General features: G+C 71.9%; 10 protein-coding genes and 1 pseudogene. 4 read left to right on the top strand and 7 right to left on the bottom strand.

Going from position 1 to position 9,862, the window contains the following annotated elements:
• A pseudogene (locus tag STRAU_RS17715) lies at positions 1–350 on the top strand (alpha/beta fold hydrolase); the annotation flags it as partial.
• A 270-nt stretch (positions 351–620) separates the two neighbouring features.
• Here STRAU_RS17715 and STRAU_RS17710 read toward each other — a convergent pair.
• The 4 genes from STRAU_RS17710 to STRAU_RS17695 form a co-directional block, all read right to left on the bottom strand.
• Positions 621–1,673: a LacI family DNA-binding transcriptional regulator gene (locus STRAU_RS17710; protein WP_016641721.1), complete on the bottom strand. Its 1,053-nt coding sequence runs from the start codon at positions 1,671–1,673 to the stop codon at positions 621–623.
• 80 nt (positions 1,674–1,753) lie between these two features.
• Positions 1,754–3,397 (bottom strand): extracellular solute-binding protein, encoded by a 1,644-nt coding sequence (locus STRAU_RS17705; RefSeq protein WP_016641720.1) that lies wholly within the window; start codon positions 3,395–3,397, stop codon positions 1,754–1,756.
• A 49-nt stretch (positions 3,398–3,446) separates the two neighbouring features.
• A complete protein-coding gene (locus STRAU_RS17700; protein WP_016641719.1) occupies positions 3,447–4,310 on the bottom strand; it encodes a carbohydrate ABC transporter permease in 864 nt (287 codons plus the stop codon).
• 65 nt (positions 4,311–4,375) lie between these two features.
• A complete protein-coding gene (locus STRAU_RS17695) occupies positions 4,376–5,230 on the bottom strand; it encodes an ABC transporter permease (protein WP_037660161.1) in 855 nt (284 codons plus the stop codon).
• A 362-nt stretch (positions 5,231–5,592) separates the two neighbouring features.
• On the opposite strand from STRAU_RS17695, the gene STRAU_RS17690 reads away from it, so the two are divergent.
• Together STRAU_RS17690 and STRAU_RS17685 are read left to right on the top strand one after the other, a co-directional pair.
• Positions 5,593–6,624, top strand: a complete 1,032-nt coding sequence (locus STRAU_RS17690) for a hydroxyacid dehydrogenase (RefSeq protein WP_016641717.1) — start codon at positions 5,593–5,595, stop codon at positions 6,622–6,624.
• 52 nt (positions 6,625–6,676) lie between these two features.
• Positions 6,677–7,099 (top strand): DUF5990 family protein, encoded by a 423-nt coding sequence (locus tag STRAU_RS17685; protein ID WP_037660159.1) that lies wholly within the window; start codon positions 6,677–6,679, stop codon positions 7,097–7,099.
• Between the two features lie 91 nt (positions 7,100–7,190).
• Here STRAU_RS17685 and STRAU_RS17680 read toward each other — a convergent pair whose 3' ends face one another.
• Both STRAU_RS17680 and STRAU_RS17675 read right to left on the bottom strand, forming a co-directional pair.
• A complete protein-coding gene (locus tag STRAU_RS17680) occupies positions 7,191–7,832 on the bottom strand; it encodes a DUF305 domain-containing protein (protein ID WP_016641715.1) in 642 nt (213 codons plus the stop codon).
• 2 nt (positions 7,833–7,834) lie between these two features.
• Positions 7,835–8,509, bottom strand: coding sequence for a DUF3105 domain-containing protein (locus tag STRAU_RS17675; protein ID WP_016641714.1), 675 nt, complete (start codon positions 8,507–8,509; stop codon positions 7,835–7,837).
• 270 nt (positions 8,510–8,779) lie between these two features.
• On the opposite strand from STRAU_RS17675, the gene STRAU_RS40345 reads away from it, so the two are divergent.
• Entirely contained in the window at positions 8,780–9,250 is a 471-nt protein-coding gene (locus STRAU_RS40345) for an RrF2 family transcriptional regulator (protein WP_078621299.1), read from the top strand.
• On the opposite strand, the gene STRAU_RS17665 is transcribed toward STRAU_RS40345, so the two are convergent.
• On the bottom strand, positions 9,145–9,862 hold a 718-nt coding region (locus STRAU_RS17665), incomplete at its 5' end, for a ferredoxin reductase domain-containing protein (protein ID WP_472980053.1). The genes STRAU_RS40345 and STRAU_RS17665 overlap by 106 nt on opposite strands.

The following is a 9,862-nucleotide window of genomic DNA, read 5'->3' as shown; positions in this document are numbered from 1 at the left end:
CGGTGGGGCCCGCGGCGCGGGGGCTCGTCGGGCGGGGGGCGCCCCTGGCGCGGGAGTTGCGGGCGCTGTACGGGTCCGGGCGGGTGTGGCGGGCGGCGCTCCTTGAGTACGCGACGTACGGGGATGTGGCCCATGAGCTGGCCGTGCTGCGGGGTGGGCGTGGGTTGCCGGGCGGGGCGCCGGTGCGGGTGCTCGCGGCCGCACCGGCCCGGGCCGACCGGTGGGCCCGTCGCCAGCGGGCCCTGGCCACCACCCTGCACGCGGACTTCCGCCTCCTGGCCCCGGCGGGCCACCTCTTGATGCGGGACTGTCCCCACGAGGTGGCCGAGGCGACCCTCGCGGCGAGGTGAGCCTTGTCCCTAGGGGCACCGCCGGACTGGGCTGCCTTGAGGGTCGGGATCCGCCCCTGGCGGCCCAGCTGCCCACAGCGGGAGCGGAGGGTGGGGGGCGGCCCCCCGGACACCAGCGACGCCGAACGACCGTTCGTGGCACCGGAACCCCGGCCTGCGGGGCGGGGGTGTCGGCGGTGGTCGGGCTTCGGCCCGAAGGGGGTTGTGCCCGTAAACGGGCGGGCGGGCGGGCGGGTGGGAGAGATCCGCCGCGAAGCGGCGGGCACGGAATCAGCGACCGGGGCCCGCGGCCACACTCTCCCGCACCACGATGTGCGTACCGAGCACATGCCGCTCGGGCCCAGACCGCGGCGGCGCCCCCGCCAGAGCAAGCCGCACCGCCGTGCGCCCCATCTCCTCGGCGGGAATCCGCACCGTGGTGATCCCGGGAGTGACGTCCGCGGCGACGGGGTCGTCGTTGTACCCGACGACCGAGACGTCCCCGGGGACGTCGAGCCCGTACTCCCGCAGCGCGACCACCGTCGCCGCCGCCACCCGGTCGTCCCCGGCGAAGACGGCCGTGAACTCCGGCTTCCCGCCGGCCTCGCGGAGCAGATCGCGGATGGCCTCGTACCCGTGGTGCTGCCCGAACCCGACCCCGTGCACGATCGCGTCGGAGCGCGGCACGCCGTGGTCGTCGAGGGCCCGCAGATAGCCGTGCACCCGGGCCTCGCCGGTGGTGTTGCCGGGCTGGTAGCCGATGAGGGCGATGCGGCGGTGCCCGGCGCCGAGCAGATGGCTCGTCACGGCGTGCGCGCCCGCCTCGTTGTCGTACTCGACGACCAGCGCGGGCACGTCGGGCGCGGGCGCCGGACGGCCGCACAGCACGAGCCGGGAGCCCGCGGCCGCGAGGGCCTGGGCGTACCGGGCCATCCGCTCGCGGTACTCGTCGTCCTCGATGACCCCGCCGACCAGGACCACCGCCTCCGCGGCCTGCTCGCGCATCATCTGCACCAGCGCCAGCTCCCGCGCGGGATCGCTGCCCGTGGAGGCGACGAGGGTGAGCCGGCCGTGCTGGGCGGCCTCCATCTCCACGCCCTGCGCGACGTGCGCGAAGAACGGGCTCACCACGTCGTACGTGAGCACCGCGATCGTCTTGCGGCCTGCGCCCGCCAACGCGCGCGCGTGCGCGTTGGCGACGTAGTCCAGGTCCTTCACGGCCCGCTGCACCTTCGCCCGTGACGCCGCCGACGTCGGGTAGTTGCCCGCTAGGACCCGCGAGACGGTCGCCACGGAGACCCCCGCGCGTGCGGCCACGTCACGGATGGTGATCCGTTCCCCCACTGTTGTCTCTCCTCAACTCACCCGTCCCCGGGCGCCCTTGAACGGCGGACGCGACCATCATCCCCGCTCGCGGGCCCGCCTCAGTGCGCGGCCTCGTACTCCTCCTCGAATTCCCCGGCACACTTGTCGCCGCCCTGGCTCCGCCACTTCTTGAGGACGCCGTCCCAGGAGGACAGGCTCTTGCGCCCGGACACCACGGCCGTCACGCCGTCGTCGAGGATCTGCTGGAGCGACGCCCCGACCCGGTTGAACGTCGCCGACTGCAGGCCCCAGCGGTCGTTGGGCACGAGCAGCGGCACGACCTTCCGCTGCCAGGCGTGCAGCCGCTTCGTGAGGTCCGCGTGGCCGGGGAAGTACAGCGGCTGCGGCGCGTCCATCAGATACGCGAACGGCAGGTTCGTACGCGACTCGACGAGGCCGCGCTCCGTGGGGATCGGGTCGCCCGCCTTGTCGTACGCGAAGTGGGTGCCCTCCACTCCGTAGTGCATCAGCTCGTACTCCTTGGAGCCGAACGGCGAGGCCAGCCAGTCCAGGACGCGCAGCATCAGCCGCACGCGCTCCTTGGCCGCCTTCTTGACGACCGTGTAGCCGAAACAGCCGCGGTTCTGCTGGTAGACGGGCGTCGCCCCGGGCACCTCGTACGGCTCGGCGACGTCCAGGGTGTACGCGTCCTTGATGCCCTGCGCGTTGGACAGCACCGCGCCCCAGCCGTCCGTCATGGAGCGCACGGTGCCGTTGTAGAACAGCGTCTTGAGGTCGACCTGGGAGATCGAGGTGGCGTCGGAGTTGTACGAGCCGTCCGCGCGCAGCTTCGCCATGAACTCCAGGGCGGCCCGGAACTCCTCGGTGCCGTACATGGACGTCGCCCGGCCGCCCTTGATCCGCCACTCGTTGGGCGCGCCGTGCCACATGGCGTGGTACTGGTAGCCGTAGAAGCTGACCGTCGAGGCGCCGAGGCCGGACTTCTTGCCCGCGGAGGCGTCCTTGGCCATGGCGCGGAAGGCGTCCGCGGGCATTCCCGGCTTGTAGCCCGCCTCGTCGAACGCCTCCCGGTTGACGAACATCGCGCCCTGCACCTTGGCCCGCTCGACCGGCACTCCGTAGATGCGGCCCCCGATGCGGCCCATGCCCTCCCACGCGTATGTGGGGATGCCCGCGAGGTTCGGGTAGTCCTTCACCGCGTCACCCGACAGATGCTCCGACAGGTCGGCGCAGCGGGCCTTCACGAACTGGGCCTCGCGCGGCAGCACGTACCCGCCGCCGATGCTGATGATGTCCGGCAGGTCCCCGCTGTCGCCCGCCATGAGCGTGGCCATCTTCGCGCGGAAGTCCGCGTCCGGCACGACGGTGAACTCGACCTCGACGCCGAGCGCCTCGTTCATCGCCTGCCAGTACTTGTTGGATCCGACGGGCTTGGGCGGAGTGCCGTACGTGATGGACAGGACGCGGATCTTCTCCTTGCCGGTGCCGGGCTTGCCGTCCGTCGCCGTGACCAGCTTCTGCGGGTACTTCGTGTAGCCCGCCTGTACGCCCGCGGAGCTCGGCGCGAGGTCGGGCGCGGGGCCCTCGGTGGGCGTGTGGGTCGGCCAAGGGGCCGTCTTCTTCCCGGCGTTGGACACATCGCCGCCGCTGCCCGAGCCGGTCGAGCAGGCGGTGAGGACGGACGGGGCGGCGAGGGCGGCACCGCCGACGGCGATGGAGCGCAGCAGGGTGCGGCGCGGCATGGAGGGACCGGACACAGTCTCGACCTTTCGGCGGGGAAGGGGAGGAGGCTCAGCTCTTGATGGCGCCGGTGAGCACGCCCTTGGTGAAGTACTTCTGCAGGAAGGGGTAGACGAGCAGGATCGGCACGGTGGCGATCACGAGGACGGCCATCTGGGTCGTCTGCGGCGCGGAGACCAGGCCCGCCTCGCTCAGGCCGGTGTCGGCGATCTGGGAGCCGCCGATGACGTACGTACGAAGGACCTGCGACAGCGGCCAGTGGCCCGACTCCATGTAGATCGAGGCATGGAACCAGGCGTTCCAGTAGCTCACCGCGTAGAACAGCGAGACCACCGCGAGCGCCGCCTTCGACAGCGGCAGGACGACCCGCCACAGGATCTGCCAGTCGTTCGCGCCGTCCAGGCGCGCCGCCTCGTACAGCTCCTCCGGGATGCCCTGGAAGAAGCCGCGCAGGACGACCAGGTTGAAGACGTTGATGAGTACGGGCGCGATCAGAGCCGCGTACGTATCCATCATTCCCATGCCCTTGACCAGCAGGAACGCCGGGATCATGCCGGGCGGGAAGAGGAACGTGAACAGGATCAGGAGCAGCACCGGCTTGCCGCCGAAGACACCGGGGCGGGCGAGCGCGTAGGCGAGGAAGGTGGTGCACGCGAGCGAGAAGACGGTGCCCGCGAGGGTCAGGCCGACGCTCACACCGAGCGCCTTGGTGACGATGCCGCCGCTGAGGATGGTGCGGTAGGCGCGCAGCGTCGGGTCGGTCGGCCACAGCACCCAGCCGCCGTTGTCGACGACCTCCCGGTTCGAGGCGAGCGACGTCGAGACGATCACCAGGAAGGGGATCAGGACGAGCGCGAGGACGACGGTGACGGCCACGCCCTTGGCGGCCTTGGTGACGGGCCGGGGCCGCTCCATCCAGGCGGGGCGGGTGACCCGTGGCGTGCTCGGCCTGCGCGTGCCCGCCTTGGGGCTGGTGGTGCTCACTTGTAGACCCCCTGCTCGCCGAGCCGGTGCGCGACCCGGTTGGCCGTGAAGACGAGCGCCGCGCCGACGACGCCCTTGAACAGCCCGGCGGCGGCCGCGTAGCCGGTGTCGCCGCCGACGATGCCCTGCCAGAAGACGAAGGTGTCCAGGACCTCGCCGGCCTCCGGGCCCACCGACTGCCGCTGCAGCAGCATCTGTTCGAAGCCGACGGAGAGGATGTCGCCGAGCCGCATGATCAGCAGCAGGATGACGATGGGCCGGATGCTGGGCAGCGTGACGTGCCAGAAGCGCCGCCAGGGCCCGGCCCCGTCGATCGCGGCGGCCTCGTAGAGCTGCTCGTTCACCTGCATCAGCGCGGCGAGGAAGATGATCGTGCCCCAGCCCGCGTCCTTCCAGACCACTTCGAGGACGACCAGCGGTTTGTACGCGTCCGGGTTGCCGATGACGTCGACGGTGTGCAGGCCCGCGTCGCTGAGCGTGGAGTTCAACAGGCCGGTGTCGCCCAGTACTTGCTGGAACAGCGCGACCACCACGACCCACGACAGGAAGTGCGGCAGATAGATCACGGACTGCGTGAAGCGGCGCAGCAGGTCCGAGGTCAGGCTGTGCAGCAGCAGGGCGAGCGCCAGCGGCGCGGGGAAGAAGAAGACGAGCTGGAGCAGCGCGATGAACAGCGTGTTCCAGGTCGCGTGCCAGAACTCCGGATCGCCGAACATCCGGCTGAAGTTCTCGGTGCCGACCCAGGGGCTCGCCCACAGGCCGTCGAAGGGGACGTACTCCTTGAAGGCCACGGCGTTCGCGATGAACGCGCCGTAGTGGAACACCAGGAAGTACGCGAGGCCCGGCACCATGAGCAGCACCAGGAGCCGCGTGCGCTGAAACCGCTTCCACGGACCATCGCGCCGAGTTTTGCGGTCGATTGCCCCTTTGGTGCGCTCTGTGGGCGGTGTCACCGCCTCGGATTCGGTCCGGTCCTTCGTCACCGCTGACACGGAACCCCCAGTCTTGAGCACAGCCGTCGGGACAAGTTCGGGACAAGTGCCGGGAATCTAAAGCGGTTACTGTCACCGGTCAACCCCCTTCGCGCCGCCTTGTTCTGGGCTTCACCCTTGTCTCCTCCGGCTTCCCGCGCACTCTCTTGACCGCCGTCGGGGCTTCGGCCTAGCCTCCTGCTCGCTGATGAGTAACCGTTTTCTACGAGGGGTGGCGACGCGTGCCGGATCAGCGGGAGCAGTCGGAGGCGGCGCGGCGCAAGCCGGTGGTCGCCCTGGCCATGGGGGCCGACGTCGTGGACCGCGTCATCGCGCCCGACCTGCGCCAACGCCTGGCCCGCAGCGTCGAGTTGGTGCCCGGCCCGCTGACCGGGGAGCTCACCGGGGCCGACGCCCGCGCCGTGCTCGGCGGGGTCGAGGTCCTGGTCACCGGCTGGGACTGCCCGCGCCTGACCGCCGGCGTGCTCGCCCACGCCCCCCGGCTGCGGGCCGTGGTGCACGCGGCGGGGTCGGTGAAGCCGGTGGTCACGAACGCCCTGTGGGACCGCGGTGTGCTCGTCTCCTCGGCGGCCGACGCCAATGCGGGCCCCGTCGTCGCCTACACCCTCGCCGCCCTCACCCTCGCCGCGAAGGGCGCGCTCTCCGCCGCCGCCCACTACGCCGAGCGCTGGCCGCCGTTCACCGAACGCACCGGCGCCGACGCCCGCACCATCGGCGTCATCGGGGCCTCCCGCATCGGCCGCCGCGTCATCGCCGCCCTCAACGCCTCGGACGCCGGACACCGGGTCCTGCTCACCGACCCCTACGTCACGCCCGCGGAGGCCGCCGCCCTCGGCGCCGACCTCGTGGACCTGCCCGACCTCTGCCGCGACAGCGGCATCGTCACCGTGCACGCCCCCCAACTACCGGAGACGCGGGGCCTGTTGAGTGAGGAGATGCTGAAGCTGATCCCCGACGGCGGCGTCGTCGTCAACACCGCGCGCGGGTCCCTGATCGACACCGAGGCGCTGGCCCGCGAGTGCGCCGCCGGCCGCCTCGACGCCTTCCTCGACGTCACCGACCCCGAGCCGCTGCCGCCCGGCCACGTCCTGCTCACGCTCCCGAACGTCCTCGTCACTCCGCACATCGCGGGGGCGCAGGGCAGTGAGGTGCGCAGGCTCGGGGAGTACGCGGTGGCGGAGGTGGAGCGGTACGCGCGGGGGGAGGCGTTGCTCGGGGCGCTGCGGCGGGAGGAGCTGGGGCGGTTGGCGTGAGCGGGCCTTCGGCCGGGGGCGAGTGTCAGACCCTCGTGGTGGACTGGGGGACATGACTCAGACGCTGACTTTGCGGATCGTCGGGCGGGAGCTGCCCGGGGCGGAGTGCGGGGACTATCGGGACGTGCACGTGGCCGTGCAGCGGGGCGCCGAGCCCGAGCGGCCGGTCCGTGCCGACGCGGCCGAGGCGGTCTTCGAGTTCGAGGTGGCCGTGGTCGCCGCGCCCGACGGCACGCCGGATTTCAAGGGGCCCCATGTCCAGGGCAAGCGGGGCGAGCGGTTCTTCTATCTCACGTGGGGCGAGCTGCCGCCCGGCGGGGAGTTCGCGATGTTCCGGCGGGCGAAGCTGTGGTTCGCGGATGTGCCGGAGGCGGTGCTTGCGGCGGGGGTCGGCGTGGGTGAGGTGGGGCTCACGGATGGGGAGGGGATGCCGTTGTGTGCGGGGGTGCGGCCGCCGGGGGTGGTGTGGCGGTAGCCCTGCCGGGAGCTCCCCAATCCCGCCCCTTCCCGAAACTGGCCCCTGGTTACGGGAAGGGGCGGGACTGGGGAAAGCCCCGCGCAGCGGACTACGGCCTCGCGCCCCGCGCCCTCAGCAAGTCCGCCATCAGCTTGACCTCGGACTCCTGGGACTCCACCATCCCCTGCGCGAGCCGCCGCTCCACCGGCACCTCGCAGCGCTCGACGCACCCCTGCGCCATGTGGATCCCACCCTTGTGGTGGGCGGTCATCAGCTTCAGGTAATACACCTCGGCCTGCTTGCCGTTCAGCTCCCCGAGCCGCTTCATCTGCGCGTTCGTCGCCATCCCCGGCATCAGCGAACCGTCGCCCGCAGACGGCATGCCGCTCATGTCCATCCACTCCATGGGCTCGCCGGGCGGCACCTTCGGCAGCTCCCACAGGTCCAGCCAGCCCAGCATCATGCCGCGCTGGTTGGCCTGGGTCTGCGCGATGTCGTAGGCGAGGCGGCGGATCTCCTGGTTCTTCGTGCGGTCCCGGACGATGTAGGACATCTCGACGGCCTGCTGGTGGTGCACGGCCATGTCACGGGCGAAGCCCGCGTCGGCCGACGAACTCGACGGGACCTTCGTGGAGTCGGAGGAGCCGGACGAGCCGGAGGAGTCGTCCGTCGACGCCACCGCCGCCGTGATGCCGCCCGCGGCGAGCACCGCGCCCAGGGCCGCGCCGATCAGCCAGTCCTTGCGCCTCATCGCTACTGCCCCAGGCCGTTGGTGCACGCCGCACCGGGCTCAGGGGTCTGCTTGCCCTGGACGTACGTGGAGAAGAAGGCGTTGACCTTCGGGTCGTCCGCGCCCTTCACCACCCGCTGGTGGCCCCACGCCGAGAGCAGGATCGGGTCCTTCTGCTTCTTCACCGGGCTCATCAGCGAGTACGGCGTCTTCTTGACCTTCGCTTCCAGCTTCTTCAAGTCGGCGGGCTTCGCCTGGTCGTTGTACGTCACCCAGACCGCGCCGTGCTCCAGGGAGTGCACGGCGTTCTCGTTCGGGAGTTCCTTGGTGTAGACGTCGCCGTTGCAGTTCATCCACACCTGGTTGTGGTTGCCGCCCACCGGCGGGGTCACCGGGTAGTTCACCTTGCCGCCGACGTGGGTGCGGCCCAGCTTCTTGGCGTCCCAGACCCGCTCGCCGTCGCCGGTCGTGGTGAACTTGGCCACCGCCTTCGCGTCGCCCGCCTTGCCGCTGGAGTCCGAGTCGTCGTCGGCCGACGAGATGAGGAAGAAGCCGCCGACGCCGACCGCGGCGACGATGACCGTGCTCAGGGTGATGGTGAGCACGCGATTGCGGCGCTCGCGCGCGGCCTCGGCGCGCTGCATCTCCTGTATCCGGGCCTTGCGCTCGGCGCTGCTCTTCTTCTTGGCGGAACCCATGGTGTGTCCTTCTGCGGAAAGGGACGGACGTGGAGGGTTGAACACAGGGGCGGTGCGAGTGCGTTGATCGTAGCCTTCGCCCCGGCGGGCGGAAGGGGCGCTCTGTCAAATACAGCATGCGCGGGCGGGCGGGGGCGAAGGCCATCCGACCGATCTCGGCCACGACGGCCCGCCGGGGCGCCCGCACGGTTGAACCCCCTCCGGGAGGCGCCCGCACGGTTGCACGGCCTTAATTTGAACCTCGGATGCGCATTACCTACCCTCCCTGGCATGCGGCTCCTGCACTCCACCGACCTCGCGCTCCGCGTCCTCATGCGGCTCGCCGTCGCGGACGAGGCTGCCGGGGAGCGCGGCGCGGCGCCCACGACCCGCGAGGTCGCCGCCGACATGGCCGTGCCCTACACGCACGCGGCGAAGGTCGTCGCCACGCTGCGGCGGCTCGGGCTCGTGGAGGCCCGCCGCGGCAGGGGCGGCGGACTCTCGCTCACCGGGGCCGGGCGCACCGCCTCCGTCGGAGCGGTCGTACGGCACTTCGAGGGCGACGGAGACGTCGTGGAGTGCGAGGGCGCGACGCCCTGCCCGCTGAATTCCGGGTGCCGGCTGCGCGGTGCGCTGCGCCGCGCCCAGGAGGCGTTCTACGCCTCGCTCGACCCCGTGACCGTCGAGGACGTCGTCGCCTCGCCGACCGGACCGCTGCTCATCGGGCTCGCCCGCCACAGGTCGGGGCCGAACACCTCGTAGTGGATGTCGGCCGGCGCCACCCCCTTGGCGATGAGCTGGCCCCGTACCGCCTTCATGAACGGCACCGGCCCGCACAGGTACGCGCGCGTGCCCGGCGCCACCGCGATCCCCGCCAGGTCGACGCGCCCGGTCCGGTCGGCCGGATACCCCGGCTCCGGGTGCTCGTACCAGAAGTGGGCGGCGGCGTCCGGGAGTTTGCCGGTGTACGCGAGGTGGTCGGCGCGCAGCGGATGGTCGGCGGGGGAGCGGTCGGCGTGTACGACGGTGACGGGGGCGGGGTGTCCGGTGCCCGCGAGGTGTTCGAGCATCGCGATCATGGGAGTGACCCCGATCCCGGCGGAGGCGAGCAGCAGGGGCGTGGCGTCCGTCGCGCCGCCCGTCCGGTCGTCCAGGACGAGGTCGCCGTACGGTGCGGACAGGCGCAGGCGGCTGCCTTCGCGCACCTGGGCGTGCAGATAGGTCGACACCTCGCCGTCGGGGGCGTACGCGTCGGAACCGCCCCCGGCCCCGGCGGTCCAGGCGCCGGAACCGCCGCCGACCCCGGCCCCGGCGGCCCGAGCCCCCCGCACCCGCTTCACGCTGAGCTGCCGCACCCCCGCCCCCGGCGCCCCC

The organism is Streptomyces aurantiacus JA 4570, from assembly GCF_000414115.1.
In the GTDB taxonomy this organism is placed as follows: domain Bacteria; phylum Actinomycetota; class Actinomycetes; order Streptomycetales; family Streptomycetaceae; genus Streptomyces; species Streptomyces aurantiacus_A.
Note: the sequence above shows the minus strand (reverse complement) of the source record. Positions and strands in the feature narration are given on the sequence as shown.

What these genes read in the sequence shown, in the direction of transcription:
- STRAU_RS40345 (WP_078621299.1), top strand. Translation starts at nt 8,780, where the DNA reads ATGCGGCTCCTGCACTCCACCGACCTCGCGCTCCGCGTCCTCATGCGG.
- STRAU_RS17675 (WP_016641714.1), bottom strand. Translation starts at nt 8,509, where the DNA reads ATGGGTTCCGCCAAGAAGAAGAGCAGCGCCGAGCGCAAGGCCCGGATA.
- STRAU_RS17685 (WP_037660159.1), top strand. Translation starts at nt 6,677, where the DNA reads ATGACTCAGACGCTGACTTTGCGGATCGTCGGGCGGGAGCTGCCCGGG.
- STRAU_RS17695 (WP_037660161.1), bottom strand. Translation starts at nt 5,230, where the DNA reads ATGGTGCCGGGCCTCGCGTACTTCCTGGTGTTCCACTACGGCGCGTTC.
- STRAU_RS17705 (WP_016641720.1), bottom strand. Translation starts at nt 3,397, where the DNA reads ATGCCGCGCCGCACCCTGCTGCGCTCCATCGCCGTCGGCGGTGCCGCC.
- STRAU_RS17700 (WP_016641719.1), bottom strand. Translation starts at nt 4,310, where the DNA reads ATGGAGCGGCCCCGGCCCGTCACCAAGGCCGCCAAGGGCGTGGCCGTC.
- STRAU_RS17680 (WP_016641715.1), bottom strand. Translation starts at nt 7,832, where the DNA reads ATGAGGCGCAAGGACTGGCTGATCGGCGCGGCCCTGGGCGCGGTGCTC.